Raw genomic sequence first — 25,871 nt, forward strand, 5'->3', positions numbered from 1 at the left:
CACAGTATTTATCCGGCCACCCCGACGTCCCCGTATGGACCCCACGACCGCCCAGCTGGCCTGCTTCGAGGCCGGCGTCAAGTTCGGGTCGCTGTACCACCAGTTCGCCGGGACGCCAGTGAGCCCCGCGAGCGCGGACTCACTCGCGACGGCGATGGCGGAGGCCATCGAGAACCAGCCCCACTGTGAGTCGGTGACCGTCGACTTCGACGACGAGGCGCTCCGGGCGGCCATCGACGAGGGCGGCGCGGACTACACCGAACTCACCGGCCGACTCGTCGAGGTCGAGATGGTCATCGACTACGAGGGGACCACCGTCGAGACGAGCATGGCGATGGTCGACGGCTACCCGCTGATGCAGGTGGACGACGTCGCCGAGTGACCCGGCACGCTGGGTGAGGACGGCTTCACCGGCGGCGTTCCTGGCTATAACCGTGTCATTCCTCCGAAAATTTTAGGCTCGTTCCTTGTGCAGCGGTCAGTATGGCCCTCCACGCAGTCGGAAACATCGACGACGCGATCGACGCGACCAAGGCGTTCGTGTTACCGTTCGAGTTACGACGGTGGCTCAAACTGGCGTTCGTCGTCTTCTTCCTCGGTGGCGGCGGTGGCACCGGCGGTATCCAGAACATCGGTAATCTCGGGAACATCGGCGACGGCGGCGGTCCCGGTGGTCCCGGCGGTGGTGCGACCGGCGGCTTCTCGCTGACCGCACCGGTCGAGACGCTCCCCGCTCTCTCCGACGTCCTGTTCCAGGTCCCGGGCCCCGACGTTCCGGCCGACCCGAGCGGTGCGCTGGGCGGGCTCGGCGTGGCAGTGGTCGCTATCGCTGTCATCGTCATCCTGGCCATCGCCCTGGTCTTTGCCGTCGTCGGCGCGGTCATGGAGTTCGTCTTCACCAAGTCGCTCATCACCCAGGAGGTGCACGTCCGCCGGTCGTTCCGCAAGCACCTCGGCGACGGCCTCTGGCTCCTCGGCTTCCGCATCGTCCTGGGCATCCTGGGGCTGCTGGTGTTCGGCAGCATCTTGCTCGGCCTGTTCGCCCTGGTCGTGGGTGCCGACCTCGCGAACCTCGGGACCTCGGTGATGCTCGGATCCATCGGCCTCGTCGTCGTCGTCATCGCGGCGGCGGCGCTCGTCCTCGGGACCATCTCGGGCTTCACGAACGTCTTCGTCGTCCCGTTGATGGTTCAGGGCGACGAGGGCATCCTCGCCGGCTGGGGCCGGCTCTGGTCGTCGATAACCGCCGAACCCAAACAGTACCTCGCGTACCTCTTTCTCTCGGTGGTCCTGGGCATCGGCGTCGGCATCGTCGGCGCCGTGCTGGGCGCCATCGCCTTCGTCGTCCTCGCCATCCCCTTCGGCATCGTCGGGGCGCTGTTCTGGTTCGCGCTGGGCGAGGGTCTCGCGTCGGGCGTCCTCGTCGGTATCGTCGCCTTGCTGTTCGTGCTGGCCCTGCTCGTGGTCGCGAACCTCATCAAGGCCCCGCTCCAGTCGTTCCTCCGGTACTACGCGATGCTGGTGCTGGGCGATATCGACGCCGACCTGGACCCCATCCCCGAGGTCCGGGCTTCGATTCGCGACGAGGCGTAGGTCGGATTCGGTAGGCCACTTTCGGTTTTCCGAATATCGGAACGCTCGAGTCCGGCGATTACACTTTCACTTTCAGGCGGGCTTTTAATCCCTCCGGGTGTCAATCGTACACTATGACACAGACCAGTCTGGACGACGACGAACTGTTCGGCGAAGCGGCCTCGGAGATGCGCTCCGACGTCGAGGCGTCGCTCGACGAGGCCCGTGCGGCGCTCCCCGACGCCGACGCCGTCTGGGACGTCGAGGCCGACAACACGCTCGGCGTGCTCAACGCCCTGAAGACCGCCCTCGACGTCGGCGACGCCGAGGACCACCTGCGCGACGCCAAGAAGTGGTACACCATGGGCGAGCGCGCCGACGCCTTCGAGGACGCCGAGGACCTCGCCGAGGATATCGAGACCGTCGAGGAACTCGTCGAGACCGTCGAGGACGCCCGCGAACAGGTCGGGGACCTCACCGCGACGATTCCACAGCTGCGCAGCACGCTCGAGGAGTTCGCGGCCGACGACGAACAGGCCGACGCGGACGGTGACGCCGAGGCCGAGGCCGGCGCCTGACCCGCCCTATCGTTCGCGCGTCGCGACCCGTGAAAGCACCGTAGCAAGCGCTTCGCTCGCTTCGTCCAGCAGTGCGTCCCCGCGCTCGGCACTCGCCTCGCGGGGGTCACCCACAACGCCGTTCTCGCTGAACTCTACCGTATCGTAGGTCAGGTTGACGCCTTCGACCCACTCGCCCCAGCCGTCGGCACCGTCCTCGGCGGCCGCTTCGAGGCGCGACTCGTCGACACTGTCGGGGTCGGTGTGCCACAGGAGACTGGTCTCGACTGGCCCGCCGTGACCCATGTCGTGTGCGTCGACCGCGTCGAACCAGGTAAACGGGACCGCGTAGGCGTCGTCGTGCCGAGTAATTTGGCCACAGACCTCGCGTAGTGCATCGACGTTGCCGCCGTGCCCGTTGACGACGACCACCCGGTCCCAGCCGTGGTGGGCCAGACTCGCGACCGTCTCGCGGACGTAGTCCCGGAAGGTGTCCTCGCTGACCCACAGCGTTCCGGCGAACTGCCGGTGCTCTTCGGCGACGCCGACGGGAACCGCCGGCGCGACGACCACCTCGTCCTCGTACGCGTCCGCGCCCGCCCTGGCGACCGCTTCGGCCGTCAGCACGTCCGTCCCCAGCGGCGCGTGCGGGCCGTGCTGTTCCGTGCTTCCGACCGGCAGCACCGCCAGGTCGGTGTCGACCGCGGCCGCGTCGGGCCACGTCGCCTCGGAGAGGTCCATACGGGCCGATGTGGCCCCGGCAGTACAAGCCTAGCGGTCACACCGGGCGGACTGCTCGCTCGGTCTACAGGTGACGAAAGCGCTATACCACGACATCCGGTACCAGGGGATATGATCGACGGGTCGACGTGTCCGGTCTGCAGCGGCCACGTCTCGACGGACAACGGCACCGACTACGAGTGTGACGACTGCGGCCGGAACTTCGACACCGCCGACCTCTTCCTGCCGTAGTGGCACGGTGACGTCTCCCGTGATTCGACCGATGGCGCGCCGGCTATCGAAATCCTTTTTGATACCCTCGTCATCGCTTGAAGTGCGCGCCGCCTTAGCTCAGACTGGGAGAGCACTCGACTGAAGATCGAGCTGTCCCCGGTTCAAATCCGGGAGGCGGCATACGGCTTCTACACGATCTACATTGACTGCACAGCGGCCCGTTTTGCTCGGTTTTCGCTATTTTCCGCCCAGATTTGCATTGGGTGCCGGACGAATTGGTCCCGCTCGGTGCCTCGGTGGATTCGAAGCGACCACTGGCCAGACTCCGGTACGGTAGTGAATGTCGTTGGTCTGTCGAGACGGCATCCGTTATCCCTCGTATGCGCCGACGAGACAGAACTGATGGGGTATCTGCATTCTCAGATAACATGATATCCTCGGACGGCGTATCTGGACGGATGACACCCGGATTCACCCGGAGAGATGTCGTTCGAATGGGCGGCCTCGGCGCAGCGCTGGCGCTCGCTGGCTGCTCGACCGGCGGCGACGACGACAGCGACGGCGAGTCGTCGGAGTCGAATTCCGGGTCCGGACCCGAACCGGACAGTGCTAGCGGGTCCGGTGCATCCGGGTCGCAGAGCGACCAGGTCGCTATCGGCGCCGTCAGCGAGGTCTTGCTCCGGACACCGCTCGAGATCCAGGTCCAGCACGCCACCGAGGTCGACACGGTCGATACGTTCGGCATCGAGATGCAGGTCGAGGAGGGGATGGTCGGCTACGCCGTGACCCTCGCGTTCAAGAACGCCTCGGACGCGTACGTCTCCTTCGCAACCGACGGCTTCGCGATGCTCGCAGACGCCGAGCAGGTCGTCGACAACCAGAAGTTCGGTGAGTTGACCTCGACGTCGTTCGGCGGCGTCGCGCTCGCACCTGGCGAACTCCGGACCTACGATATCTCCTTCGAGGTTCCCGACGGGGCGTCACGCTACGGTGTCGCCGGCCGGTTCGAGGTCAAGACCCTGCCCGGCACCGAGTTCTTCCCCGTCGACCCAATACTGGTCGACTTCGCACAGGACGCCGGCCTGCCACCGATCACACAGACACTCGACATCCCCTTCCGGGGGCTCGACGAGACGGTCGGCGTCGGCGGACTGGACGTGACCGTCCGGGAGATATTCTTCGCCGACGAGGCGGGTCGTGGTCGCCTCCGTGAAGGCGAGGAGTTCGGGCTCGGCGACGTCCGCATCGACAACGGCACCCGGTTGCCGGTCGCTGCGGGCATCGGGTTCGGTGGCTTCGGGTTCCAGGACGACGTCGGGACGAGGTACACCTCGAACCGTGGTGCCGAGGGCAGCGTTGGCGAGCGGGAGATCATCGACCTCCCGAACGGGATTCAACCCGGAGAGGCCGTCGAGGGGATCATCGCCGCTGGGATACCACAGGGCACCGAGCCGCTGTATCTGACGTTCACGCCGCCGCCGGCACTCTACGCGAACGCGGACGACGTCCCTGAGCACAAGTTCTTCTGGCAGGCCCGCTGAAGCGCCTGGCGGGAGCGGCCGTCTCGACTCGATTCGCCCATCTCAGGAGCCCCAGATATCGGTCTCGGGGTAGAACTGCGCCCAGGCGAACCAGAACATCGGCGAGCGGTCGTTGGCCTGTATCAACTTCGCCCCCTCGTAGGAGCCGTCTACGGCGCGCCCCGACGTGATATCCCACTGGGAGCCACCGGCGACGAGGTACTCGCCGTCACGCTCGAACTGGACCGTCCGGCCGTCGACGCCGCGGACGTAGGCGACCGGTTCCACCCCGGACCGACTCGCGACCACGACCGGGAGGCCGTTCAGACAGTCGTTCACGACGCCGACGTCGAAGTCGGTCTCGGCGACCACGTGGACGTCGTCGAGTTCACTCGGGAGCGAGTCGACGGTCGCCTGGACGACGTCGGCGGCGTCGACGGTAAGGATGCGGACCTGGATATCGTCGCCGCCGTGGACTGCCTCGGGCGGTTCGTAGTCAGCTCCGACGACGTAGGTCAGGACGCCCCACGCGAGTGCGGTGAGGGCGAACAGCGTCGCCGTGCCGACGAGGAGCAGTTCGAACAGCCAGTACCAGTCGACCAGTCCGGGTGTCAGCGACGGGGCGACGACCGCGAGCCCAGTCGCCAGCAGGACCGCACTGACTCCGGCCAGGGTGATGCGCTCGGGTTTCATCTCACTTGCGCCCAGAGACCCTACCCACTTCAGGCAGCCCGACGTACAACCCGTCTCTCCACCGATTTCGAGCGACTTAATCCGATCTAACGGTCGTCCAGACTGGTTTTCTTCCGGGTCCGTCACGCGCAACGACGGTCGGTGCCGACCCACAGCAACCACGCCAGTGGACACACGCTGCTCGCAGCGCGCGCCCAGCTCCTCGACGACGTTCAGTACTGGTAGACGGCGTTGACGATTCCGGCGGTCTGACCGACGTTCGCGAGCGTCAGTCCGGCGAGCAGGCCCGGTGCAGGCAGGCCGACGAGGAGCGTCCCGGCGTAGACGACGGCGCCCGCGCCGCTCAGTAGCGCCCCCACACTGTACACCCAGGGAGCCTCGGCGACGTGCTGGCCGGTGTACGCGAGGCCGGCGGCCGGAATCAGCATCCAGGCGACGACGGTCAGCGACAGGAGCGGGTCGACCGGGGGCGAGGCCAGCAGGCCGGCCGTCCCCGCGAGCGTCGCGCCCAGACCGGCGAGCAAGACGAGTTTCCACGCACGCAACACCCCCTGGGTCATGTCCCGCCAGGAGACGACGGTGAACGCGACGATGATGGCGTCCATCACGAGGTGCGCGATGAGGACGGTTCTGAGCGCCACCAGGTCGAGGTGCGCGGCGGTCACGAACGTCCACGCCAGTGGCACCAGGACGACCGGGCCGTTCTCGCGGAGTCGGCGGAGCATGGTCGACGTCTCGTCGTCGACCGACAAGAACGGTCGGGATAGCGACAGAGAGTGTGAGACTCTCTACCAGGATATCGCCGTTGTCCGCCGATTCGCGGCAGATACGCGTACCGACACTGTTATCCGTGGTACTGGCCTCTATCCAGTTGCAATGGCGAAAGGAACGGTTGATTTCTTCAACGACACTGGCGGTTACGGTTTCATCGAGACTGAGGACGCGGACGAGGACGTTTTCTTCCACATGGAGGACGTTGGCGGCCCTGACCTCGAAGAGGGACAGGAACTCGAATTCGACATCGAACAAGCGGACAAGGGTCCGCGCGCGACCAACGTCACCCGGCTCTAACGATGGCAACAGGCAAAGTAGACTTCTTCAACGACACGGGCGGTTACGGTTTCATAGACACTGAGGACTCCGACGAGGACGTCTTCTTCCACATGGAAGACGTCGGCGGCCCTGACCTCGAAGAGGGGCAGGAAGTCGAGTTCGACATTGAACAAGCGGACAAGGGTCCGCGCGCGACCAACGTCACCCGACTCTAACGATGGCTACTGGTAAAGTAGACTTCTTCAACGACACGGGTGGTTACGGGTTCATCGACACCGAGGAAGAGGACGACGACGTCTTCTTCCACATGGAGGACGTCGGCGGTCCTGACCTCGAGGAGGGGCAGGAAGTCGAGTTCGACATCGAGCAAGCGGACAAGGGTCCGCGCGCGAGCAACCTCACGCGGCTGTAAGGCGGTTTCTGCAGCCAGCACTATCCAAAACGACCGCGAGCACCAGCAGTCGCCGCCGCCGGGCGTCAGGACTCGCCGAGCGGCGCGTCCGCGCGGTACACCAGCTCCATCGGGAGCCCTTTCCGGTCTGTCGGGGGGTCGGCTGGCAGGGTCCGGAGCGTTCCCGACCCGGGCTGTGCGGTGTAGGCGAGCACCACCGCGTCGAGGACGTCGGCGATGGTGACGGGCGCGCCGTCGGTCGCCTCGGCGGCCTTCTGGACGGTCGGCGCGGCGTCGCGGTCGTAGTGTGCCAGCGTCCGCATCCGCTCGGCGTAGCCCGCTGCCGTCTCCCGCGAGTGTTCTAGCGGCTCGTCGGCGAAGGCCCGGAAGCACAGCTCGGGATGGGCCGACCGGACCACCGCCGCCGCCTCGGGAATCTCCTGGAGCAACTCGTCGAGCATGGCGATACCGTCGCTGAGCCCGAAGGCCGCCTCGGAGAGCGGTTCGCCGCTCTTTCGCTCGTGGACCCGGTTCCCCGTCGAGTAGCGTCGCTTGCGCGTCGCCTCACGGACCGGCGGCGTCAGCACGGCGACGTCGCGCGGGCCGAGGACCGACCGGGCGAGCGCGTCACACTCCCGGGTCGGGTCGCCGGACTCGACGAGGCCGACGGGGAGCGAGACCAGGATCGACCGCGCCGTCTCCTCGTACCGGGCCCAGCAGTCGCCGATGCCGTCGAACGCGGCGGTGTGGTCGAAGCCGGACTTCGTGAAGCCGACGCCGAGCCACGTCTCTCCGCTCCAGACGACGCCGACGTACAGCTCCGTGGCCATTGTTCGATATCGGATACCTGAGAACAAAAGTCTGACCCGTCGACGGTACTCCCGCCGGGCCGTTCACTCGGTGCCGAACTTCGTGAACTCGGTCAGCGGCACCAGTCGGTGCTCGATGGTCGGCTTCGTGTACCCCGACGACGCCTCGGTGGGCCCGCTCGTGTCCACCGCGACGTTCTGCTTTAGGACGTGTGGCACGCCCTCGTTGTTCCGGTTGACGTCCACCGACTGCCACGCCCCGCTTTCCATGTGATGTGGTGACATATGCTGGCCACCCGGTTCTTTCCCCCCGACTCACCCGACGAAGACGGTCTTCAGTCGCTCGCCGCAGTGCGGGCAGCACATCGTCTCCCACCGGTCGTCGTCGAGGCCCCCGAACGTGCTCGAGCGGATGGCCGCATCCGGTTGGACCGTCCGGTCACAGGTTCCACATTCGAAGACAGAGCGACCCATAGCCGTCTGTCAGGATTTCTGACGGAAAAACGCGTTGGCCGACAGAGCCTTCGGCATCGGCTCCCACGCCACGCGTATGGACGGCGTGGTACTCGCGGCGGGCGAGGGGACCCGGATGCGCCCGCTCACCGCCGACCGACCGAAGGGACTCGTCACCGTCGCCGGGCGGCGGCTGCTCTCACACTGCTTCGATACCCTGCTGTCGGTCGGTATCGAGCGGCTCGTCGTCGTGGTGGGGTACCGTGGCGACGACATCGTCGACTACTACGGCGACGCCTACGAGGGGACACCAATCGAGTACGTCCGGCAGGACGAGCGACTCGGCCTCGCCCACGCGCTCCGACAGGCGCTCCCGGCTGTCGAGGGCACGTTCGTCGCGATGAACGGTGACAACGTCTGCCGGGCGGACCTCGCGGCCGTCCTCGACCGACACCGCGAGACGGACGCTGCCGCGACACTGCTCGTCGAACGCGTCTCCCGTGCGCAGGCCAAGGAGACTGGCGTCGTCGAGACGGGCCCCGACGGCCGCGTGACCGGCCTGGTCGAGAAACCTGACGACCCGCCGTCGACACTGGTCAGCCGCGGGTTCTACGTCTTCGGACCGGCCATCGACCCCGCATGCCGGCTCGTCACGCCCAGCGCTCGCGGCGAGTACGAACTCCCCGCCGCCATCGACCTGCTGTGTACCGCCGGGCACCGCGTCGAGGCCGTCGAACTCGACGGCTGGTGTCACAACGTGAACGAACCGGCCGACCGGACGCACGTCGAGGGTCGACTAGACTGACCGACACAACAGCGAAGAGGGCACTGTCTAGTTCTGGATGACCTCAGCTGGCGTTCGTCCATCGAGTGCTTGGTTCGGCCGTTCGTGGTTATAGTGATGTCTGAAGCGTCTGAGCCACTGTTTCGCGCTGGATTGACTGCCCCTCCAAAACGTGTGAAAGCGGTCGATTCGCATGGTCACAGTCTGGAACCATTTTTCGATGTGGTTCCGGAGTCGATAGTCGAGCCGACCGCTCAGATCGTGGCGTGAGAGGGCAGTCAAATAGCCGCCAGCATCGACGAGAAACTCTGTATCGGCGACATCGTGTTTCTGAGTGAGTCGATGCAGGAACGCCGCCGCGGGGTCAGTCCCACGGCGGCTGAATACGTCGATATCTGCAACAGCTTCGAATCAACGTCGACAGCGGCGTATAACCACTTCTTTTCGCCGTCAACTTTGATTTGTTTCTCGTCGACCGCGACCCGCGACGGCTCCGCCGTCGGCGGGTCGCTCTGGCTTCGGACGCTTATGCACCCAATTCCAGACCGCGCCGTGAGAACGGTCGACACCCAATGATTCTAAGATAACGACCGTCTCCCTGATCGACAACCCTGCCGTGTGGAGACGCACCCCAAATCGCCGGACGGGTGTCGGGGTGCGCTCGTTCTCCCAAACGTCTTGACTGTCCGTTTCCAACGTTTCTCTGAGCAGGTCTGCGAGTTGCATGAACACTTCTCGCTACGGCCTGCTCACTTCTCAATCCCTCAACTAGACAGTGCCGCGAAGAGGCTCGCGCCCCTCGCTAGCGTATGGCTCCCTCGCGTCCGCGGCTCGCCACTTCGGCCGTCGCGGCCCTCGTGGTGTTGTCCGGCTGTGCCGGTCTCTTCGCCGGCGAGGACACCGAGACACCAGAGCCGACGGTGACGCCAGCCCCGGTGCCCGAGGACGCCGGGCGCAACACGCCGCCCGCCGACACCGGGACGGCCACGCCGACCCTGTCGACGTCACCGCCCAACGGTCGCGCCCTCGGCGGGACGGCGCCCCCTCGCGACTACTGGGCCGGTATCACCGCCGACGAAAACGGGACGGCCGTTACTCAGCCGCGATACCTCGCCCTCGAACCGACCTGCGAGCGCCCGCCGGGGCAGGTCGTCCACATCCAGGTGGCCGCGCTCGGTAACAACGACCCGACCACCGACGAGGGACTCAACGCCACCTGGCGCTTCTTCGCCCCGTCCTACCGCCAGTCGTTCGGCTCCTACACCGGGTTCACCGACACCTTCATCGTCCAGTACCGGCCGCTGTTCACCGCCCGGGCCGTCGCGTACGGCCCGCTCACGCTGGACGGCGACGTCGCAACCCAGCGGGTCAGCGTGCTGGGGCCGGATGGCGCGACGACGAGCTACACCTGGCGCGTCGAGAACCAGACCGCGGCCGCCTACGAGGGGTGCTGGATGACGACGGGCGTGGTTCCAGTGACGAGTCAGTAGCCCGTCCTCGGGCTGCTCTCCTCGTCGCCGCTACCGCTGACTCGGCGCCGGCCACCGGTAGATGACGTAGGTCTCCGTCTCCTCGTGGGCGTCCGTCTGCCAGACGAGTCGCAGCGTCGCCTCGCCCAGGTCCAGATGCTCGCCGGTCCCGACACCGCTGAACTGGCCGGCGTGGATTGATACCTCGGTCCCGGCCGTGATGCGCGTCGGTGCCTGTGCCTGGACCGGGTCGCCGGTCAACGTCGCCGCCCCGCCGCCGGAGCTCCGCGCGTCGCGCATGACGAGCGAGAGGTCGTCGCGTTCGATCGTGTCGCCGCTCTCGAAACTCAGGTTGAGGTACTCGCCGTTGCCGCCGGTGCGCTGGCTGTAGTCCGCGACGATGGCGACCTGTGGGGCCTGCGTCGGTTCCTGCTCGCTGAACGAGACGAAGTACGCCCCGATGACCGTCCCGAGGACGACGACGATGGCGACCATGAGCACCACGCCGATGACCGGGCCCACACCGCGCGTCGCGTCCCGCACACTACTCATTAGCGAGTGTCGGTGGTACTGTCTGATATAACTACCCCACCCCTTTCACGGAGAGAAAACGGCCGGTCAGACCGTGGCGACGAGGTCGTCCGGCAGGTCTCCCGGGAGGTCGTCCCGGTCGTGGGCGGCATCGAAGTCCGGGTGGGGCCCCATCGGGACGATGCGCTTGGGGCTGACGCCCGGGTGCGTCGTGTAGTAGTGTTCCGTGATGTGGGCCATGTTCACCGTCTCCGCCACGCCGGGCGTCTGGTAGAGGTCACGGAGATACGGCCAGAGGTTGTCGTACTCCCGAATCAACTGGTGGTTGCACATGAAGTGGGTGTGATACACCTCGTCGAACCTGATCAGCGTCGTGAACATGCAGAGGTCCGCCTCCGTCAGGCGGTCGCCGGCGAGGTAGCGCTGGTCGTCGAGTACCGAGTCCCAGTGGTCGAGCGCGTCGAACAGCGCCTCGGCGGCGCGGTCGTACGCCTCCTGGGTGTCGGCGAACCCGCACTTGTACACGCCGTTGTTGATTGGTTCGTAGATAGATTCGATGACGTCGTCCACGTCGTCCTGGTAGCCATCGGGGTACAGGTCGACGTCGTTCTCGGCGATGGCGTCGAACTCGGTGTCCAGCATCCGGAGGATCTCCTCCGACTCGTTGTTGACGATGGTCTCTTCCTGTGTGTCCCAGAGGACCGGGACGGTCACGCGACAGGTCGCGTCGGGGTCGGCCTTCACGTACAGCTCGCGGAGATAGTCCGAACCGTACTGGGAGTCGACCGTACAGCCGTCCTTCTCGGGGGTGAACTGCCAGCCGTCGTCCGCGCGGTACGGGTCGACGACGTCGACACTGATGGCGTCTTCCAGGCCTTTGAGCGCCCGGACGAGCAGCGTCCGGTGTGCCCACGGGCAGGCCAGCGAGACGTAGAGGTGGTAGCGACCGGCCTCCGGCTGGAATCGCGCGTCGGGGTCGTCGCGAATCCGGTCCCGGAACGTCGTGTCCTGCCGGTCGAACTCGCCGTCGTCGTTCGTGCTCTCGTACGCGTCGGTTCGCCACTCGCCGTCGACGAGCATGTTCATGGTCGCAGGAAGGGGCTTGACGGGCATAAACACCCTAGCGAAGTTACCCCAGTGTCACCACGTGAGCCGGCGGGAACCGAGCCAGGTCGTGCCGTGCGTGTGTCAAACACGGCCATACAGCGCCGCGCGCGCGCCCTTCGAAGCGCTTATTGGGGCGCTGGGCGAGTGATAACTCAAGAGTACCCATGTCTGACAAACCCGCCTCGATGTATCGGGATATCGACAAGCCCTCGTACACCCGACGGGAGTACATCACGGGCATTCCCGGTTCGAAGATCGCACAGCACAAGATGGGACGCAAGCAGAAGGACGCGGACGACTACCCCGTCCAGATCAGCCTCATCGTCGAGGAGTCCTGCCAGCTCCGTCACGGCTCGCTGGAGGCCTCGCGCCTGTCGGCCAACCGCCACCTCATCAAGACGCTCGGCGAGGAGGGCGACTACAAGATGACCCTGCGGAAGTTCCCCCACCAGGTCCTGCGCGAGAACAAGCAGGCGACCGGTGCCGGGGCCGACCGTGTCTCCGACGGGATGCGCCAGGCGTTCGGGAAGATCGTCGGGACCGCCGCCCGCATCCAGTCCGGCGAGCAGCTGTTCACCGCCTACTGCAACGTCGAGGACGCCGCCCACGTCAAGGAGGCGTTCCGCCGCGCGTACAACAAGATCACGCCCTCCTGTCGCATCAAGGTCGAGCGCGGCGAAGAGCTGCTGATCGCATAACCACTTCTCACCGACCACTTTTTGCTGCGTCGGGTGTCCTCGCGCGCTCGCTTCGCTCGCTACGGGCACCGCTCTCTGCTCACGGGCGCTGCGCGCCCGTTCGCATGGTCAGCGGGACCGTCGGTCCCGCTCGACTTGTAAAAACGTGTGGAAAAATCGCGACTCGCTCCGCTCGCCGTATGCTCGTTTCAGGGGTTCCGCTAATCGGCCTTGTTGTAACGCTCAGTCAGTGACTGGTTTCAGTAACCATGCTGAATACTGGTGCGTAGCTCGCACGGAGTTACGTCCCGCTTGCAGGCAGGCGAACTGATAACGTAGAATATCTGTGATGCTACTGTCGTTGAGCGATAGTAGATGAGAATCGATCGAATACCAATAAACTAATATAATTATTATTAATTAACTTTATACGTTTCGATATCCTAACAGGATATACCATGCCACTATACCTGGACGTCCACAGAGATGTTGACGCCAGTGTCGAAGACGTCGTAGAGGCTCACAAGAAAGACGTCGAAACACAAGATAAACACGGTGTCAAATACCTAAATTACTGGGTTGACGAGGACGAAGGTGCCGTCTTCTGCCTGTTCGAAGGCCCAAGCAAAGAAGCGGGCGAGAAGGTCCATCGTGAAGCCCACGGTCTAACCGCAGACGAAATCTTCGAAGTCGAACAGGGCGAGGCGAACTAAACCGCTAAGAACCACGATTCGTAGTAACTGGGACCGTGATGTGAGAGTTACAACCGCTATTCGAACAATTCTTCGAAGCCGGTTTCTCGCTGCCGAAATTCCCAGCGGTCCATCCGCGCGCACACTGACCGACTGATTCAGCGACGAGTCGTTGAATGAAACAACGGTGCTGTGCTGACTACGCGCTCTGTATCGGTCACGCCGGTCATGGCAGGCGATGGGGGAGGTGGGAACGGTCTGCTGCAGACAGAGTGCGAATACAGCACGAGATCCGGCTCAACCTACGAAAGTGGTGAGTCCTCGGGCGAGGTGACGTTGTTGCGGGCCCAGCCATCGGAACACCAACTAACTCTCAACACATGGGACATTCACGTTTCGGAAGACTCGAATGCACCACAAGGGTCGTGTGTAGGAAAACTATCCCTTAGTCTACTTCGCTGATGAAGGACAGCACCTCGTCGGTGTAGCGGTCTGGGGCGACGAGATGCACAAAGTGTCCGTATCCCTCCACGGTATCGAGCCGACTGTTCGGCAGCATTCCGTGGAGTCGTTCGGCCATGCTTTTGTGGGGGCTCTCACTCCCGACGAGCAGTAACGTCGGGGTGGAGAGCGCTCCGAACGGTTCGAGATCCCACCAGTCGAACTCCCCAGCAACTTTCGCTTCGGGCAGGAGGGTCTGATGGAACGTATCCACGTGGGCGTCCCATACCGGTGATGAGCGAAGCTCGGTAAGTTCAGCCGACGCGATTTCCACGAAATCGTTGACGACCATCGTGAGCGCCTCCTCGCTCTGCCCCTTCTCTATCAACGCAATCGTCTTTTCCATCGTCTCTTTGAGGATGGCTCTCACGTCCTCTTCGGGCGGGGCAGCAGGCTCGTGCGGGATAACGCTACGGAGATTGTCGGTTCGCAGGGCCGCCCATAACGCATAGTTGGCTCCTGAGGAATGACCGAGCAGGTGGACTGGCTCGTCGATCGACTCGACGACCGCGACCACGTCGGCAATCTGTGCGTCCGGACGGCAATCGTCAGAAGACGCGCTATCGCCGTGATTCCGTCGGTCCATGGCGTAGACCGTAGTATGTTCCGCGAGCGTAGAACGGACGCCACCGATTTCCCATATCGAACGATCAAATATCGCCCCGTGGACGAGTACGAGCGGCGGCCCACTACCCGACCGTGCGTAGGCGATTTCAGTCCCATCTGCGGACCTAACTGTTTCTATCTCCGTTTCTTGAGCTGGCTTTGTGCCGTTAGTCATGTAGTGTCTCCGTTCCAGCGCCTCACTCGACGGGTCTTGACCCCAACACGGCTTCGCTGCGCACGTACTCTTCGCCAATACGCGGACAATATTCGTGGCATACAGTCACTCTTCAACGACCACGTCGATAGACTCCTGTAATGTGAGGACGGGCGCGATGTGCCCGTCGTGGTCTTCGAGAATAGGCGGGCCAAGGAAGCCAGTGACGGCCTCGAAACTATCGGCTTCCATAATGAAATAAAACTTGTGTTCGTTCGGGGTGCCGTACGCTCCGTGCAGTTCCACGCCGTGTTCCTCCGCTCGCTGGTCTAACTGGGGTATCAACTCCAGTGCTGTCTCCTGGTTTTCCTCGCGTCCCCAGCAATTATCTGGGCTGTGCTCTAAAGTGGCGATATAGTGCATTGGTAACTCTTGACAAGGATTTTCCGGAGTGAAGGCGAAAAAGATACTTATAGATTACTAACCCGAGGAATACGCCCTCTATATTCAGCACGCCAGTATTGACAGAGGGCGAGAGTTACAATGGACTCCTCGAATCCCGACGCCCTGAGACAGGCCTTTGTACCGACCGGCCCAACCGGCGAGCGATGCTGGACCTCGCTGTCGCGACGGAGGCCGAGACCTACGAGCGGATGCAGGATCCGCTCGCCGAGCGGGGTATCGATGTGGGCCACGTCCGGGCCAAAGAGCGAGCGATTCCGCTCACCGAGACCCCCTTCGACGACTTCGACGTGGGCTTCGTCTACCCGACCCGCCTCATGGAGGGGGCCGTCGTCGACGCCTTCCTCGACGTCCCGTGGGTCAACGACCGTGAGGCGATTCTCCGGTCGCGCAACAAGGCCGACGTGCTCACCCGTTTGGGCCGGGCTGACGTTCCAGTCCCCGAGACCGTGATGGTGTCGAACCCCGCTGACGAGGCCGACCTCGTGGCCGCGTTCGAGCGCCTCGACCCGCCGGTGGTGGTCAAACCGAACTCGACAACGCGGGGCGTCGGCGTCGCGAAGGCCCACGACCTGGACTCTTTCCTGGGCATCTGTGATTACCTCTCGCTGGTCCACGACTACCGAGCGACTGGCGACCGGTCGTTTCTGGTCCAGGAGGTCATCGTCGACGCGAGGGACTACCGGGCGATGGTCGTCGACGGCGAGTACGTCGGAGCCGTCGAACGGCGACTCCCTGCTGACGCCCGCGAGCGCGGCCGCTGGAAGCACAACGTTCACCGCGGGGCGGTTGCCGAGGGAGTCGCCTTGCCGGACGACCTTCGAGAACTGGCCGAGCGTGCGGCCGAGGTGCTCGATATACCCTATCTGGGCGTCGACCTGCTCGTGAGCGAGGACCGCGCCGTCGTCAACGAGACGAACGCCCGGCCGACCATCGACAGCGCGACGAAGTACGAAGACGGGTTCTGGGACCGGCTGGCCGACCTGATCGAGAAGACGGCCGAGCGATAGGGCAGTGCGGTTCTACGTCGCAGTAGCATACGGCGAGCGATGCGAGTCGTTTCACCGGTCGCGAACAGCGAGGTCACTTCGTGACCTCGTAAGCGAACGGGCGCGCAGCGCCCGTGAGCAGAGAGCGGTGCCCGCAGCGAGCGAGGACACCCCCCGAACTAAAAAGTGGTTTCTAGAGCTCGATGTCCGCAGAGTCTTCCTCGCGGTCGAACGTGACCTCGAGGATACCGTTGTTGTAGGTGGCCGACGCGGAGTGTTCGTCCACGCGGGCGGGCAGGGTGAGGCGTTCGTGGTACTCCCGCTGGTCGCTGGTCGCGTCGATGGTCAGCGCGCTCCCGTCGCACTTGAGGTCGATGGCGTCCTTGTCTACCCCCGGGACGTCGGCGACGACACGGATCTCGTCGTCGGTCTCGTGGACGTCGACGTGCAAGTTCCCTCCGTCGGCGCTCGCGTTCCGGTCGATGTGGACGTTCCCCTCTGTCCCCATCATCTCGTCCATCATCCGTTCGATCTCGCGGAAGAACTCGTCGAAGGGGTCGTCTCTGTCGTCACGTCTCATCAGTGCCTGTGAGTACGAGCGACCGTCTCAAAAGCCTTCTGACGCGCTCGAAACTGGAGACCGAGTGAACTTTCGGTGTCGATGATACGATTTGCACGAAATCAATCATTTACACACATCCGAGTTCAACTTCGAAAATACTTTACTCCGGACCTGATGTATTTTACACGATATGAGCGATCCAGTTCGCGTCGGCCTCAACGGCTTCGGCCGCATCGGCCGCAACGTATTCCGTGCCTCGCTGGAGAACGACGACGTCGAGCTCGTCGGCATCAACGACGTCATCGACGACGAGGAGATGGATTACTTCGCCAAGTACGACACCGTCATGGGGAAACTCGAGGGTGCGAGCGTCGAGGACGGCGTCCTGACTGTCGAGGGCACCGACTTCGAGGCGGGCGTCTTCCACGAGACCGACCCGACACAGCTCCCGTGGGACGACCTCGACGTCGACGTCGCCCTCGAGGCGACCGGCATCTTCCGCACCTACGAGGACGCCAGCCAGCACCTCGAAGCCGGTGCGGACAAGGTGCTCATCTCGGCCCCGCCGAAAGGCGAGAAAGCGGTCAAGCAGATCGTCTACGGTGTCAACCAGGACGAGTACGACGGCGAGGACGTCGTCTCGAACGCCTCCTGTACGACCAACTCCATCACGCCGGTCGCGAAGGTACTCGACGACGAGTTCGGCATCGAGGCGGGCCAGCTGACGACGGTCCACGCCTACACCGGCTCGCAGAACCTCATCGACGGGCCGAACGGCAAGCCCCGTCGCCGCCGCGCGGCCGCCGAGAACATCATCCCCACCTCGACGGGTGCCGCCCAGGCGACCACCGAGGTCCTGCCCGAACTCGACGGCAAGCTCGACGGGATGGCCATCCGCGTCCCGGTCCCGAACGGCTCTATCACGGAGTTCGTCGTCGACCTCCAGGACGACGTGACCGAGGAAGACGTCAACGCCGCGTTCCAGGACGCCGCCGCGGGCGAGCTCGAGGGCGTTCTGGGCGTCACCAACGAGCACGTCGTCTCCTCCGATATCCTCGGCGACCCCTACTCGACGCAGGTCGACCTCCAGTCGACCAACGTCGTCAACGGGATGACGAAGATTCTCACCTGGTACGACAACGAGTACGGCTTCTCGTGCCGGATGCTCGACGTCGCCGAGTACATCACCGAACAGTAAGTCACGACCACTGGTCTCGCACTCTCCGGGTCGTGCGTACGGCTCACACGGGGAGACCGCGAAAAAACCGGGCCGTCAGGTCTCGACGTCGAACCCTTCGTCGGCGAGCGCTGCTCGAAGCCGGGCGTCGTGTCTCCCTTGGAGTTCGATTCGTCCGTCCGAGACGCTTCCACCGACCGCGAGCGTGCGCTTCAGCGTCGACGCGAGGTCGTCGAGGTCGACCGCCTTCGGGTCCAGGCCGTCGACGACGGTCACCGCTTTCCCGTAGCGGCGGGTGTCGACGGTAATCGAGACGCGTTGCTGTGCGCGGTCGAGGTCGTCTCCGATACCGAGCTCCTCGGGGAGCCCTGCGATGTCGAGTATATCTTTACTCAATACCTGTCTGAGTAGGTGCTGCACGGACAAAAGGTGTGCGTGGCGGACGGCAACACGCCGCGTCGACGTGGACCACGATAGCGGTCCAGTTCGGGCCGTCCTGGCACGTCTCGGCCGATGACACAATCTCTAAACGTCCCCCAATCGTGGGTCCGCACACATGACCTTCCAGACGCTCGACGACCTCGAGGACGGACAGCGCGTCCTCGTCCGTCTCGACCTCAACTCGCCGGTCGAGGACGGCGAGGTACAGGACAACCGCCGCTTTTCCAGGCACGCGAAGACGATCCGCGAACTCGTCGACCGCGACTTCGCCGTCGCCGTCATGGCCCACCAGGGCCGTCCGGGCGGTGAGGACTTCGTCTCGCTCGAACAGCACGCCCGGATTCTCGCCGACCACGTCGGGCACGCCGTCGACTTCGTCGCCGACACGTACGGCGAGGACGCGCTGACGGCCATCGACGCCTTGGAGGGCGGCGACGTTCTCGTCCTGGAGAACACCCGGATGTGCGACGACGAACTCCCCGAGGAAGCCCCCGACGTGAAGGCCGAGACCGAGTTCGTCCAGGCGCTCGCGCCGCACTTCGACGCCTACGTCAACGACGCCTACTCGGCAGCCCACCGCTCGCACGCCTCGCTCGTGGGTTTCCCCGTCGTGATGGACGCCTACGCCGGCCGCGTCATGGAGACCGAGTACGAGGCCAACACCGCCATCGCCGAACGCGAGTTCGACGGCCAGGTGACGATGGTCGTCGGCGGGACGAAGGCCACCGACGTCATCGACGTGATGTCCCACCTCGGCGAGAAGGTCGACGACTTCCTGCTGGGCGGGGTCGCTGCCCAGCTGTTCCTCCGGGCCCAGGGGCACCCGCTCGGGTACGACGTCGGGGACGCAGCGCTCTTCGACGAGCAGTACGAGGCGAACGAGGACACGATCGTGCGGATGCTCGAGGAGTACGGCGACCAGATTACGCTCCCCGTCGATATGGCCTACGAGGGCGAGGACGGCCACCGCGAGGAGATGGCTGTCGAGGACGTCCCGGAAGACGAGGACATCGCCTTCCTCGACGTCGGCTCCGAGACCGTCATGGAGTACTCGCCGGTCATCCGCGAGTCGGAGGCCGTCTTCCTGAAAGGGGCACTCGGCGTCTTCGAGGTCGAGGCGTTCTCGGTCGGGACCGTCGGCGTCCTCGAGGCCATCGCCGACACCGACTGCTTCTCCGTCGTCGGCGGCGGCGACACCTCGCGCGCTATCGGGATGTACGGGCTGGACGAGGCCGACTTCGACCACGTCTCTATCGCCGGCGGCGCCTACATCCGCGCGCTCACCGGGGCCGACCTCGTCGGCGTCGAAGCCCTCCAGCAGTAAGGTTCCCGACGAGTCAAACGAAGCCCTTTGGGCGCCCGCCCACCAACGTCGGGTATGTTCACCGGCATCGTCGAGGCCACCGGCGAGGTGCAGGCAGTCGTAGACGACGAGGGCGGCCGTCGGGTCCGCATCGGGACGCCGTTCTCGGACCTCTCGGACGGCCAGTCAATCAGCGTGAGTGGGGCGTGTCTCACTGTCGAGGACGCCGTCGACGCCGAGTACTTCGAGGTGTTCCTCGCTCGCGAGACGCTCGCCCGGACGTACTTCGACGACCTCGCTGCGGGCGACGTGGTCAACCTCGAACGGGCGATGCCCGCCGACGGACGCTTCGACGGCCACGTCGTCCAGGGCCACGTCGACGCCACCGCCGAGGTCCTGGCAATCGAAGCGGAGGGGGAAGACTGGACCTACACCTTCTCGCTGCCCGAGGCCCAGCAGAACTACCTCGTCCAGAAGGGGTCGATAACGGTCGACGGCATCAGCCTCACCGTCGCCGACCGGCGCGAGGACGCCTTCGACGTAGCCATCATCCCGACGACGTACCGCGAGACGACGCTCTCCGAGAAGTCGGTCGGCGACCCCGTCCACCTGGAGGTCGACGTCGTCGCGAAGTACGTCGAACAGCTCTGCTAGGGGTCGAACTCGACCTGCTCGGAGGGCGGGCCGACCTCGTCGGTCTCGTGGGCGCGCTCGTAGGCCTGCCGGTAGGCGTCGAGTTTCCGTAGCAACAGGAGGCCGAAGATGGCGTCGAAGACGATGACGAAGCCGAAGAACGCGACGAACGGGTTGAGGTTGTAGACGTTCGAGAGGACGAACGAGGCGGGCCCGACGAGCGAGTTGTACGTCCCGTGGATGAGCGCCGCGATGAGCAACCCCTTCATGACGATGGGGCCGGCGTTCTCGGGGTTGAACTTCGCCAGGCCCAGGTAGTAGCCCGCGAACGCCGAGTAGATGACGTGTCCGGGGCCCGCCAGTGCGCGGACGGCCGCGATGTCGCCGCTCTCGTTGAACGCCTGGAGCGACCCGGCGACCATCTCCGTGTTCTGCGTGATGAACAGGGCGTTCTCGATGGTCGCAAAGCCCAGCCCCGCCGCCGCGCCGTACACCGCGCCGTCGATGACCGCGTCGAAGCGGTCGTCGCGGAAGGCGTAGAGCCGCACTGCGAGCAGCTTCACGCTCTCCTCGACCGGTCCAACAACGACGAAGAAGAAGACCACCTGCCCGACGTAGGGGAGCAGTCCGAACCCGGAGCCGATGGCCTGTACCGGGCCGCCCAGGAAGACGTTGAGCAGGCCGGCGAAGCCTGCGAACAGCACCCCGAGGCAGAACGTCCCCACCAGCAGCGTCAGCGGCTCTGCGGTCGTCACGTCGGCGTACCAGACGTAGCCCGCAAGCAGTAGCGCCGGGACGGCCGAGAGCACCGCCATCCCCGCGAACACCGGCTGGTTCCCGATAGCGCCGAGGCTCCCGAACGCGAGCTGGAGGACGAGAATCGCCACTGCGAGCACGATGACCAGGCTCCGGACCGCCCACAGCGCCGCGTGATAGAGCCAGTGGAGCAACCGGTCGAGCGTCGACCGGGGCTCCCACTCCGTTATCTCGTAGAGGTCGACCGAGGACCCGGCGTTCGCCTCGACGGGGTCCTGTCGTCGCTTCGCCATAGTCGGACCTGGGGTCGGCGGCACCTAACGGTTTGGCCCTTCCTCGTTCGGCGAGCCGTGCGTCGTTCGACCGCGTATGAGGTGGACAGTGACTAACGCGAGGACACCGAGGCGCTTTTCGCGTTCGATTTCCTACCCCTCCCCATGACCATACGGGCTGGCGTACTCGCCGTCCAGGGCGACGTCTCGGAGCACGCAGCGGCCATCGAGCGGGCGGCCGAGGCCCACGGTGAGGACGCCGAGGTCGTCGAGATCCGGACGTCGGGCCTGGTTCCCGACTGTGACGTGTTACTGCTGCCGGGCGGCGAGTCGACGACCATCTCCCGGCACGTCCAGCGTGAGGGCATCGCCAGCGAGATTCGGGCCCACGTCGCGGCCGGCAAGCCGGTGCTGGCGACGTGTGCCGGCCTCATCGTCGCCGCGAGCGACGCCCAGGACGACCGCGTCGAGACGCTGGGGCTGGTCGACGCGACCGTCCAGCGCAACGCCTTCGGCCGGCAGAAGGACAGCTTCGAGGCCCCGCTCGACGTCACCGGACTCGACGACCCGTTCCCCGGCGTGTTCATCCGAGCGCCGGTCATCGACAGCGTCGGCGACGACGTCGAGGTGCTCGCCTCGTGGGACGGCCGCCCGGTCGCGATTCGAGACGGCCCTGTCGTCGGGACCTCCTTTCACCCCGAACTCACGCCCGACTCCCGCATCCACGACCTTGCCTTCTTCGAGACAGTCGAGGCGTAGCGACGGCCTGAAGGGGCCACCCGCCGACCTCCGGGTATGAGCGACGACGTCATCGACGAGCTGTTCGCCGTCATCGAGGACCGCAAGGAGACGCTGCCCGAAGACTCCTATACGGCCTCGCTGTTCACCCACGAGAAAGGCGAGAACGCCGTCTTAGAGAAACTCGGCGAGGAGACGACCGAACTCATCCTCGCGGCGAAGGACGACGATCACGACGAACTGGCCCACGAGGCCGCCGACATCGTCTACCACATGCTGGTCCTGTTGGCGATGAAAGACATGGACGTGGGAGATCTGCGCGAAGAGCTGGCGAAGCGGCGGTAGCCTCACTCCTCGCGCTCGTCGGGGAGCGAGACGACGTTCTCGCGGCCGATGCGGAGTTTCTCCACCCGACCGTCGTCGGTCAGGGCCGAGACCACCCGCGACGTCTTCGAGGCCGACCAGTCGAACTGCTCCGCGATGGCCGACTGCTTCATCTGCCCGCCGCTGTCCCCGAGCAACTGGACCACGCGGTCACCGTCCGTCTGTATCGCCGCCGCTGTCGTTCCCGGCTGTTCTCCGTCCCCGGGGTCGCCACGCCTGCGCTGGCGCCGATACACGATTGCACCCGCGAGAGCGACAGCGAGGCCGATTATCCCGAGGACGAACGGGAGAGCGTCCTGGCGAGGCGCTCCGGGCTGGGCCGTCCCCGTCTCGTCGGTCGCTGGCGCTGGCACGTACCGAACCTTTGGCCGGTCGTCGGCGAACTCCCGCGGACCGAGCCAGCTGACCGTCCCGTCGTCGCGTGTCTCGGGGTTGGGCGTCACCTGCGTGACCTCGTAGGACGACGGGCCCGTCACGACGAGCGTGTCGTTGCGCGCGATGAACAACCCGCCGTCGAACACGTCGCCGACGACCAGCGCGTCACCGTCCGAGCGGGCGAACGCCGTCCAGGTGAACGTGTACTCGACGACGCCCCAGCGCCGGGGCACCTGCTGGACGGTCGTCGAGATGGCGAAGTTCTCGGCGGTCATCGACCGCCCGGTCCGGTCGGCCGCCGTCGCGACGACGCCGGTGAGGCGGTCACGGAACGGGTCCAGATACTGCGACCGGTTCTCCCGGACCCGGTCCTCGAAGGCACGGTAGGCCCGGACGTCGGACTCGTCGTGGAGTCGGGTCCGGACGGTGACCGTCCACTCGGCGTCGCCGTCGGCCGCGACCGAGATGCGTGTCACCGTGTTGTCCGTGTCCGGGACTGTCTGGCCCGCACCCGCCTGCGTGACCAGGAGTGCCAGCAGCACGATTCCCACGACCCGCGTGCCATCCATCGAGTAGGGGTAGTCCCAGCCCAAGCAAGTATGTTTCCGACGCTCCAAGTGACAAACAAACGATATTTTCGAAAACCACACGACTGCGGTCCGATGCAAGCGTCTGCAAACGTCTGCAATCGTCCGGAAACCGGTGGGAACGAGTGCAACGGACTTCCGGGTTGATAGTGGGCTGGATACATGGGACAGGTATGGAATGGACCAGATTCACCGCCGCCCTCGTGGCAGTGCTCGTCGTGGCCGCCGGCGTCCCGGCGGGTGCGGCTGCACTCCTCGACGGGTCGGGCATGCAAGCGCAGTCCGCGGGCAACAGTACCGTGGACGTCACGACCGGCCAGCAGCTCTCGACTGTGCTGTCGGCGACGAGCGACGACGTCCAGAGCGAGGTCGACGAGACCGAGTTCGAGGTCGAGTACGAGAACCGCTCGGACGAGCGACGCGCCGAGGTCGTCGCCGAGCGGGGCACCCGACTTATTGAACGGGCCGAAGCCATCCGCGACGATTACGAGAACGCCACCGAGGCCTACGAGGCCGGCGAACTCAGCCGCTCGGCGTACGCCCAGCGCATCGCGACGCTCAACGCGCGAGCGGAGAACCTCGTCGAGAGCCACGACCGGCTCCAGGACCGGCTCGGTGACGTCTCGAAACTCGAACTCCGCGCCGCCGGGTTCAACCAGACCGAACTTCGAGCCGCGGTAACCGACCTCGACAGAGTCCGTGGGGTCGGCGCGGCGGCGCTCCTCCAGCGGTTCACCGGGACGAGCGAGGGCGAGATAGAGCTCGAGACCACCGGTGGCCTCTCGATCGAAGTCGAGGGCGAGGACGGCGAGTTCTCGCGTGAGATCACCCGCCCGACCGACGGTGACTCCTCGCTGACGACCAGTCAGGCCGATGCGCTCGAGACCGCACGAGGTGCCCTCTCGACACAGGCCGGCGCGACGTGGCGGCTGCAGTCGGCCAGCGTCCACGAGGACAGCGGCTACTACAGGTTCGAGTTCGGTTTCGCCACGGCGAACCGGACCGGCGAGGCGGAGATCCGCGTCGACGGGTCCTCCGGCGAGGTCTTCCGCATCGAGGAGGAGATCGAACCGAGCGAAGAAGCCGAAGAGCGCGAAGAAGACCGTGAGGACGACGACGAGCGTGAAGAAGACGACGAGCGCGAGGACGACGAGGACCGCGAACTGGCGCTGGTCGTCGCGGACGGTACCGTCGCCGCCTCCGAGACGATCACTGTCCAGGCCCTCGAGAACGGACAGCCCGCCGCCGACGTCACCGTCTCGCTGAACGGCGAGCCGGTCGGGACGACCGATGCTGATGGGCTCGTCTCGGTGACGCTCCCCGCTGGCGGCGACGCCGAACTCACTGCGGGCGAGGGTGAACTCGAGTTCGAACTCGGCGAAGACGAGAACGAGGTCTTCCGTGACCTCCGTGCCGACACCGCGCTCGCGGACGGCACGGTCACCGTGACCCTCACGTACCAGGACCGCGGCGTCGCGGACGCCGTCGTCTACGCCAACGACCGGCAGGTCGGAACCACCGACGGCGACGGGACGGTCGCGTTCGACGTGCCCCAAGGGACCGAGGAACTCGACGTCGAAATCGTGAAAGGCGAGTTCGAGGCCGAGTTCGAGTACGAACTCCGCGACGGCTCGCTGGTCCTGACCGACGGCCCCGACGGCGAGGTCGAGCGCGAGGACGCGGAGTCCGAGGACGACGAGGCGGACGAATCCGACGAGGATGAGACGGAGGAATCTGAGGAAGGCGAGACGGAGGAATCTGAGGAAGACGAGACGGAGGAATCTGAGGAAGACGAGACGGAGGAACCTGAAGAGGATGAGACGGAGGAACCTGAAGACGACGAGACCGAGGAGTCCGACGACGAGGAGTCCGACGAGGACGACAGATGAGCGGGACAGGTGGACCGACGCGACGCCCCGTCGCAGCGTTCGCCCTCGCCGCTCTGGTCGTCGTGAGCCTGGTGGGCCCCGTGGGGACCGCGAGCGGGGCCGACCACTCGGGGGACGCGTTCGTCGTTGCCCTCGAGGCGGACGGCTCCGCGACGGTGACGCTCCGGTCGACGTTCGACCTGACCACCGAGAGTCAGCGAACGGCGTTCCGCGAACTGCGTGACAACGAGACGAAGACGACCGCGCTCCGCGACGGGTTCTCCGAGCGACTCCGAGCGGTGGCGGCGGCGACGGCCGAATCGACCGGGCGCTCGATGGCCGTCGAGAACGCGACGGTGACCGTCGAAGCCACCGACACGGTCGGGACCGTCTCGCTCTCGGCGACGTGGGTCGGACTCGCCGCCGTCGACGGCGACCAGGTCACGCTCACCGAACCGTTCGCGTCCTCGTTCGACCCCGAGCGACAGTTCGTCGTCACCGCGCCCGACGGGTTCGTCCTCTCGACGGTGACGCCACGGCCCGACGTCGCCGGCACCGAGGGGACCGTCGCGAACTGGGCACCGGACACCGGTCTCGACGACTTCCGCGTGGTCGCCACGCCGGCCAGTCAGCAGACGCCCCCTTCCGAATCCTCGACCGGGTCCTCGGGGCCCGGGTTCGGCGTTGCTGTCGCGCTCGGCGCCCTGTTCTCGGCCGGCGTGCTGGCCCACCGCCGCCTGCAGTGACTCCCTGCTGACGAGTCGGCCCTCCAGACCCGATTCCTGCGCGACGAACTGGCTC

General features: G+C 65.4%; 33 protein-coding genes, 1 tRNA gene and 1 pseudogene. 20 read left to right on the plus strand and 15 right to left on the minus strand.

All coding sequences use genetic code 11. The annotated features are described in order from the left end of the window. The first annotated feature begins 34 nt into the window (after positions 1-34). The 3 genes from P1L41_RS05700 (at position 35) to P1L41_RS05710 (ending at position 2,150) form a co-directional block, all read left to right on the plus strand. Positions 35-382: a dihydroneopterin aldolase family protein gene (locus tag P1L41_RS05700; protein ID WP_276297904.1), complete on the plus strand. Its 348-nt coding sequence runs from the start codon at positions 35-37 to the stop codon at positions 380-382. A gap of 101 nt (positions 383-483) precedes the next feature. Further along, positions 484-1,593, plus strand: a complete 1,110-nt coding sequence (locus P1L41_RS05705) for a DUF7544 domain-containing protein (RefSeq protein WP_276297905.1) — start codon at positions 484-486, stop codon at positions 1,591-1,593. A 113-nt stretch (positions 1,594-1,706) separates the two neighbouring features. Continuing rightward, positions 1,707-2,150 (plus strand): DUF5790 family protein, encoded by a 444-nt coding sequence (locus P1L41_RS05710; protein WP_276297906.1) that lies wholly within the window; start codon positions 1,707-1,709, stop codon positions 2,148-2,150. A gap of 6 nt (positions 2,151-2,156) precedes the next feature. Here P1L41_RS05710 and P1L41_RS05715 read toward each other — a convergent pair whose 3' ends face one another. Further along, complete coding sequence (locus P1L41_RS05715) at positions 2,157-2,870, minus strand: creatininase family protein (RefSeq protein WP_276297907.1); 714 nt, start codon at positions 2,868-2,870, stop codon at positions 2,157-2,159. A 319-nt stretch (positions 2,871-3,189) separates the two neighbouring features. Here P1L41_RS05715 and P1L41_RS05720 point away from each other — a divergent pair. Beyond that, positions 3,190-3,263, plus strand: a tRNA-Phe gene (locus P1L41_RS05720). 278 nt (positions 3,264-3,541) lie between these two features. Beyond that, complete coding sequence (locus P1L41_RS05725; protein ID WP_276297908.1) at positions 3,542-4,624, plus strand: DUF4352 domain-containing protein; 1,083 nt, start codon at positions 3,542-3,544, stop codon at positions 4,622-4,624. A 42-nt stretch (positions 4,625-4,666) separates the two neighbouring features. Here the strand turns inward: P1L41_RS05725 and P1L41_RS05730 are convergent, their stop codons facing one another. Beyond that, complete coding sequence (locus P1L41_RS05730; protein WP_276297909.1) at positions 4,667-5,296, minus strand: DUF3179 domain-containing (seleno)protein; 630 nt, start codon at positions 5,294-5,296, stop codon at positions 4,667-4,669. Between the two features lie 212 nt (positions 5,297-5,508). Continuing rightward, positions 5,509-6,021, minus strand: a complete 513-nt coding sequence (locus P1L41_RS05735) for a hypothetical protein (protein WP_276297910.1) — start codon at positions 6,019-6,021, stop codon at positions 5,509-5,511. 151 nt (positions 6,022-6,172) lie between these two features. Here P1L41_RS05735 and P1L41_RS05740 point away from each other — a divergent pair, with 151 nt between their 5' ends. The 3 genes from P1L41_RS05740 to P1L41_RS05750 are packed head-to-tail and all read left to right on the plus strand — an operon-like array spanning position 6,173 to position 6,761. Continuing rightward, positions 6,173-6,367, plus strand: a complete 195-nt coding sequence (locus tag P1L41_RS05740; RefSeq protein ID WP_276276288.1) for a cold-shock protein — start codon at positions 6,173-6,175, stop codon at positions 6,365-6,367. Between the two features lie 2 nt (positions 6,368-6,369). Then, the gene (locus P1L41_RS05745; protein ID WP_276276289.1) at positions 6,370-6,564 is read left to right on the plus strand and encodes a cold-shock protein; all 195 of its coding nucleotides are present in this window, start codon (positions 6,370-6,372) and stop codon (positions 6,562-6,564) included. A gap of 2 nt (positions 6,565-6,566) precedes the next feature. Then, positions 6,567-6,761, plus strand: coding sequence for a cold-shock protein (locus tag P1L41_RS05750; RefSeq protein ID WP_276297911.1), 195 nt, complete (start codon positions 6,567-6,569; stop codon positions 6,759-6,761). Between the two features lie 65 nt (positions 6,762-6,826). On the opposite strand, the gene P1L41_RS05755 is transcribed toward P1L41_RS05750, so the two are convergent. The 3 genes from P1L41_RS05755 to P1L41_RS05765 form a co-directional block, all read right to left on the minus strand. After that, positions 6,827-7,570: a DUF429 domain-containing protein gene (locus P1L41_RS05755; RefSeq protein WP_276297912.1), complete on the minus strand. Its 744-nt coding sequence runs from the start codon at positions 7,568-7,570 to the stop codon at positions 6,827-6,829. 63 nt (positions 7,571-7,633) lie between these two features. Then, positions 7,634-7,834, minus strand: a complete 201-nt coding sequence (locus tag P1L41_RS05760) for a hypothetical protein (RefSeq protein WP_379788540.1) — start codon at positions 7,832-7,834, stop codon at positions 7,634-7,636. 30 nt (positions 7,835-7,864) lie between these two features. After that, positions 7,865-8,023 carry a hypothetical protein gene (locus tag P1L41_RS05765; protein WP_276297913.1) on the minus strand — a complete coding sequence of 53 codons (159 nt, stop codon included), beginning with the start codon at positions 8,021-8,023 and terminating at the stop codon, positions 7,865-7,867. A 76-nt stretch (positions 8,024-8,099) separates the two neighbouring features. Here P1L41_RS05765 and P1L41_RS05770 point away from each other — a divergent pair, with 76 nt between their 5' ends. Beyond that, positions 8,100-8,807 (plus strand): nucleotidyltransferase family protein, encoded by a 708-nt coding sequence (locus P1L41_RS05770; RefSeq protein ID WP_276297914.1) that lies wholly within the window; start codon positions 8,100-8,102, stop codon positions 8,805-8,807. Positions 8,808-8,834: 27 nt separating this feature from the next. Here the strand turns inward: P1L41_RS05770 and P1L41_RS05775 are convergent. Next, positions 8,835-9,512 (minus strand): annotated as a pseudogene (locus P1L41_RS05775) (IS6 family transposase). A gap of 83 nt (positions 9,513-9,595) precedes the next feature. Between P1L41_RS05775 and P1L41_RS05780 the strand changes: the two are divergent. Further along, positions 9,596-10,276, plus strand: coding sequence for a DUF4864 domain-containing protein (locus P1L41_RS05780; protein ID WP_276297915.1), 681 nt, complete (start codon positions 9,596-9,598; stop codon positions 10,274-10,276). 30 nt (positions 10,277-10,306) lie between these two features. Here P1L41_RS05780 and P1L41_RS05785 read toward each other — a convergent pair whose 3' ends face one another. Both P1L41_RS05785 and P1L41_RS05790 read right to left on the minus strand, forming a co-directional pair. Next, a complete protein-coding gene (locus P1L41_RS05785; RefSeq protein WP_276297916.1) occupies positions 10,307-10,807 on the minus strand; it encodes a type IV pilin N-terminal domain-containing protein in 501 nt (166 codons plus the stop codon). 66 nt (positions 10,808-10,873) lie between these two features. Further along, entirely contained in the window at positions 10,874-11,872 is a 999-nt protein-coding gene (locus tag P1L41_RS05790; RefSeq protein ID WP_276297917.1) for a glutathione S-transferase family protein, read from the minus strand. Positions 11,873-12,057: 185 nt separating this feature from the next. On the opposite strand from P1L41_RS05790, the gene P1L41_RS05795 reads away from it, so the two are divergent. After that, complete coding sequence (locus P1L41_RS05795) at positions 12,058-12,591, plus strand: 50S ribosomal protein L16 (RefSeq protein ID WP_276297918.1); 534 nt, start codon at positions 12,058-12,060, stop codon at positions 12,589-12,591. 437 nt (positions 12,592-13,028) lie between these two features. Beyond that, positions 13,029-13,283: a DUF4242 domain-containing protein gene (locus tag P1L41_RS05800; protein ID WP_276297919.1), complete on the plus strand. Its 255-nt coding sequence runs from the start codon at positions 13,029-13,031 to the stop codon at positions 13,281-13,283. A 424-nt stretch (positions 13,284-13,707) separates the two neighbouring features. On the opposite strand, the gene P1L41_RS05805 is transcribed toward P1L41_RS05800, so the two are convergent. Then, complete coding sequence (locus P1L41_RS05805) at positions 13,708-14,544, minus strand: alpha/beta fold hydrolase (RefSeq protein ID WP_276297920.1); 837 nt, start codon at positions 14,542-14,544, stop codon at positions 13,708-13,710. 105 nt (positions 14,545-14,649) lie between these two features. Beyond that, a complete protein-coding gene (locus P1L41_RS18505) occupies positions 14,650-14,946 on the minus strand; it encodes a DUF3303 domain-containing protein (RefSeq protein ID WP_336399826.1) in 297 nt (98 codons plus the stop codon). Positions 14,947-15,131: 185 nt separating this feature from the next. Here P1L41_RS18505 and P1L41_RS05815 point away from each other — a divergent pair, with 185 nt between their 5' ends. After that, entirely contained in the window at positions 15,132-15,995 is an 864-nt protein-coding gene (locus P1L41_RS05815; RefSeq protein WP_276297922.1) for an ATP-grasp domain-containing protein, read from the plus strand. Positions 15,996-16,167: 172 nt separating this feature from the next. Here the strand turns inward: P1L41_RS05815 and P1L41_RS05820 are convergent, their stop codons facing one another. After that, complete coding sequence (locus tag P1L41_RS05820) at positions 16,168-16,554, minus strand: Hsp20/alpha crystallin family protein (protein WP_276297923.1); 387 nt, start codon at positions 16,552-16,554, stop codon at positions 16,168-16,170. 172 nt (positions 16,555-16,726) lie between these two features. Between P1L41_RS05820 and gap the strand changes: the two genes are divergently transcribed. After that, positions 16,727-17,734: a type I glyceraldehyde-3-phosphate dehydrogenase gene (gap, locus tag P1L41_RS05825; protein ID WP_276297924.1), complete on the plus strand. Its 1,008-nt coding sequence runs from the start codon at positions 16,727-16,729 to the stop codon at positions 17,732-17,734. Positions 17,735-17,809: 75 nt separating this feature from the next. Here the strand turns inward: gap and yciH are convergent, their stop codons facing one another. Then, positions 17,810-18,109 (minus strand): stress response translation initiation inhibitor YciH, encoded by a 300-nt coding sequence (gene yciH, locus P1L41_RS05830; protein ID WP_379788545.1) that lies wholly within the window; start codon positions 18,107-18,109, stop codon positions 17,810-17,812. A 160-nt stretch (positions 18,110-18,269) separates the two neighbouring features. On the opposite strand from yciH, the gene P1L41_RS05835 reads away from it, so the two are divergent. Next, positions 18,270-19,478 (plus strand): phosphoglycerate kinase, encoded by a 1,209-nt coding sequence (locus tag P1L41_RS05835; protein ID WP_276297925.1) that lies wholly within the window; start codon positions 18,270-18,272, stop codon positions 19,476-19,478. Between the two features lie 54 nt (positions 19,479-19,532). Next, positions 19,533-20,111 (plus strand): riboflavin synthase, encoded by a 579-nt coding sequence (locus P1L41_RS05840; protein WP_276297926.1) that lies wholly within the window; start codon positions 19,533-19,535, stop codon positions 20,109-20,111. On the opposite strand, the gene P1L41_RS05845 is transcribed toward P1L41_RS05840, so the two are convergent. Continuing rightward, the gene (locus P1L41_RS05845) at positions 20,108-21,139 is read right to left on the minus strand and encodes a PrsW family intramembrane metalloprotease (protein WP_276297927.1); all 1,032 of its coding nucleotides are present in this window, start codon (positions 21,137-21,139) and stop codon (positions 20,108-20,110) included. The genes P1L41_RS05840 and P1L41_RS05845 overlap by 4 nt on opposite strands. A gap of 144 nt (positions 21,140-21,283) precedes the next feature. On the opposite strand from P1L41_RS05845, the gene pdxT reads away from it, so the two are divergent. After that, entirely contained in the window at positions 21,284-21,877 is a 594-nt protein-coding gene (gene pdxT / locus P1L41_RS05850) for a pyridoxal 5'-phosphate synthase glutaminase subunit PdxT (protein ID WP_276297928.1), read from the plus strand. Positions 21,878-21,913: 36 nt separating this feature from the next. Further along, positions 21,914-22,201 carry a phosphoribosyl-ATP diphosphatase gene (gene hisE / locus P1L41_RS05855; RefSeq protein WP_276297929.1) on the plus strand — a complete coding sequence of 96 codons (288 nt, stop codon included), beginning with the start codon at positions 21,914-21,916 and terminating at the stop codon, positions 22,199-22,201. 2 nt (positions 22,202-22,203) lie between these two features. Here hisE and P1L41_RS05860 read toward each other — a convergent pair whose 3' ends face one another. Continuing rightward, the gene (locus P1L41_RS05860; RefSeq protein WP_276297930.1) at positions 22,204-23,184 is read right to left on the minus strand and encodes a helix-turn-helix transcriptional regulator; all 981 of its coding nucleotides are present in this window, start codon (positions 23,182-23,184) and stop codon (positions 22,204-22,206) included. 191 nt (positions 23,185-23,375) lie between these two features. On the opposite strand from P1L41_RS05860, the gene P1L41_RS05865 reads away from it, so the two are divergent. Then, the gene (locus tag P1L41_RS05865; RefSeq protein WP_276297931.1) at positions 23,376-25,091 is read left to right on the plus strand and encodes a hypothetical protein; all 1,716 of its coding nucleotides are present in this window, start codon (positions 23,376-23,378) and stop codon (positions 25,089-25,091) included. Beyond that, a complete protein-coding gene (locus P1L41_RS05870) occupies positions 25,088-25,816 on the plus strand; it encodes a DUF7345 domain-containing protein (RefSeq protein WP_276297932.1) in 729 nt (242 codons plus the stop codon). Before P1L41_RS05865 ends, P1L41_RS05870 begins: the two co-directional genes overlap by 4 nt. The last annotated feature ends 55 nt before the right edge of the window (positions 25,817-25,871 follow it).

This window comes from Haloarcula ordinaria, from assembly GCF_029338275.1.
In the GTDB taxonomy this organism is placed as follows: Archaea; Halobacteriota; Halobacteria; order Halobacteriales; family Haloarculaceae; genus Haloarcula; species Haloarcula ordinaria.

What these genes read in the sequence shown, in the direction of transcription:
- P1L41_RS05700 (WP_276297904.1), top strand. Translation starts at nt 35, where the DNA reads ATGGACCCCACGACCGCCCAGCTGGCCTGCTTCGAGGCCGGCGTCAAG.
- P1L41_RS05705 (WP_276297905.1), top strand. Translation starts at nt 484, where the DNA reads ATGGCCCTCCACGCAGTCGGAAACATCGACGACGCGATCGACGCGACC.
- P1L41_RS05710 (WP_276297906.1), top strand. Translation starts at nt 1,707, where the DNA reads ATGACACAGACCAGTCTGGACGACGACGAACTGTTCGGCGAAGCGGCC.
- P1L41_RS05715 (WP_276297907.1), bottom strand. Translation starts at nt 2,870, where the DNA reads ATGGACCTCTCCGAGGCGACGTGGCCCGACGCGGCCGCGGTCGACACC.
- P1L41_RS05725 (WP_276297908.1), top strand. Translation starts at nt 3,542, where the DNA reads ATGACACCCGGATTCACCCGGAGAGATGTCGTTCGAATGGGCGGCCTC.
- P1L41_RS05730 (WP_276297909.1), bottom strand. Translation starts at nt 5,296, where the DNA reads ATGAAACCCGAGCGCATCACCCTGGCCGGAGTCAGTGCGGTCCTGCTG.
- P1L41_RS05735 (WP_276297910.1), bottom strand. Translation starts at nt 6,021, where the DNA reads ATGCTCCGCCGACTCCGCGAGAACGGCCCGGTCGTCCTGGTGCCACTG.
- P1L41_RS05740 (WP_276276288.1), top strand. Translation starts at nt 6,173, where the DNA reads ATGGCGAAAGGAACGGTTGATTTCTTCAACGACACTGGCGGTTACGGT.
- P1L41_RS05745 (WP_276276289.1), top strand. Translation starts at nt 6,370, where the DNA reads ATGGCAACAGGCAAAGTAGACTTCTTCAACGACACGGGCGGTTACGGT.
- P1L41_RS05750 (WP_276297911.1), top strand. Translation starts at nt 6,567, where the DNA reads ATGGCTACTGGTAAAGTAGACTTCTTCAACGACACGGGTGGTTACGGG.
- P1L41_RS05755 (WP_276297912.1), bottom strand. Translation starts at nt 7,570, where the DNA reads ATGGCCACGGAGCTGTACGTCGGCGTCGTCTGGAGCGGAGAGACGTGG.
- P1L41_RS05760 (WP_379788540.1), bottom strand. Translation starts at nt 7,834, where the DNA reads ATGTCACCACATCACATGGAAAGCGGGGCGTGGCAGTCGGTGGACGTC.
- P1L41_RS05765 (WP_276297913.1), bottom strand. Translation starts at nt 8,023, where the DNA reads ATGGGTCGCTCTGTCTTCGAATGTGGAACCTGTGACCGGACGGTCCAA.
- P1L41_RS05770 (WP_276297914.1), top strand. Translation starts at nt 8,100, where the DNA reads ATGGACGGCGTGGTACTCGCGGCGGGCGAGGGGACCCGGATGCGCCCG.
- P1L41_RS05780 (WP_276297915.1), top strand. Translation starts at nt 9,596, where the DNA reads ATGGCTCCCTCGCGTCCGCGGCTCGCCACTTCGGCCGTCGCGGCCCTC.
- P1L41_RS05785 (WP_276297916.1), bottom strand. Translation starts at nt 10,807, where the DNA reads ATGAGTAGTGTGCGGGACGCGACGCGCGGTGTGGGCCCGGTCATCGGC.
- P1L41_RS05790 (WP_276297917.1), bottom strand. Translation starts at nt 11,872, where the DNA reads ATGAACATGCTCGTCGACGGCGAGTGGCGAACCGACGCGTACGAGAGC.
- P1L41_RS05795 (WP_276297918.1), top strand. Translation starts at nt 12,058, where the DNA reads ATGTCTGACAAACCCGCCTCGATGTATCGGGATATCGACAAGCCCTCG.
- P1L41_RS05800 (WP_276297919.1), top strand. Translation starts at nt 13,029, where the DNA reads ATGCCACTATACCTGGACGTCCACAGAGATGTTGACGCCAGTGTCGAA.
- P1L41_RS05805 (WP_276297920.1), bottom strand. Translation starts at nt 14,544, where the DNA reads ATGACTAACGGCACAAAGCCAGCTCAAGAAACGGAGATAGAAACAGTT.
- P1L41_RS18505 (WP_336399826.1), bottom strand. Translation starts at nt 14,946, where the DNA reads ATGCACTATATCGCCACTTTAGAGCACAGCCCAGATAATTGCTGGGGA.
- P1L41_RS05815 (WP_276297922.1), top strand. Translation starts at nt 15,132, where the DNA reads ATGCTGGACCTCGCTGTCGCGACGGAGGCCGAGACCTACGAGCGGATG.
- P1L41_RS05820 (WP_276297923.1), bottom strand. Translation starts at nt 16,554, where the DNA reads ATGAGACGTGACGACAGAGACGACCCCTTCGACGAGTTCTTCCGCGAG.
- gap (WP_276297924.1), top strand. Translation starts at nt 16,727, where the DNA reads ATGAGCGATCCAGTTCGCGTCGGCCTCAACGGCTTCGGCCGCATCGGC.
- P1L41_RS05835 (WP_276297925.1), top strand. Translation starts at nt 18,270, where the DNA reads ATGACCTTCCAGACGCTCGACGACCTCGAGGACGGACAGCGCGTCCTC.
- P1L41_RS05840 (WP_276297926.1), top strand. Translation starts at nt 19,533, where the DNA reads ATGTTCACCGGCATCGTCGAGGCCACCGGCGAGGTGCAGGCAGTCGTA.
- P1L41_RS05845 (WP_276297927.1), bottom strand. Translation starts at nt 21,139, where the DNA reads ATGGCGAAGCGACGACAGGACCCCGTCGAGGCGAACGCCGGGTCCTCG.
- pdxT (WP_276297928.1), top strand. Translation starts at nt 21,284, where the DNA reads ATGACCATACGGGCTGGCGTACTCGCCGTCCAGGGCGACGTCTCGGAG.
- hisE (WP_276297929.1), top strand. Translation starts at nt 21,914, where the DNA reads ATGAGCGACGACGTCATCGACGAGCTGTTCGCCGTCATCGAGGACCGC.
- P1L41_RS05860 (WP_276297930.1), bottom strand. Translation starts at nt 23,184, where the DNA reads ATGGATGGCACGCGGGTCGTGGGAATCGTGCTGCTGGCACTCCTGGTC.
- P1L41_RS05865 (WP_276297931.1), top strand. Translation starts at nt 23,376, where the DNA reads ATGGAATGGACCAGATTCACCGCCGCCCTCGTGGCAGTGCTCGTCGTG.
- P1L41_RS05870 (WP_276297932.1), top strand. Translation starts at nt 25,088, where the DNA reads ATGAGCGGGACAGGTGGACCGACGCGACGCCCCGTCGCAGCGTTCGCC.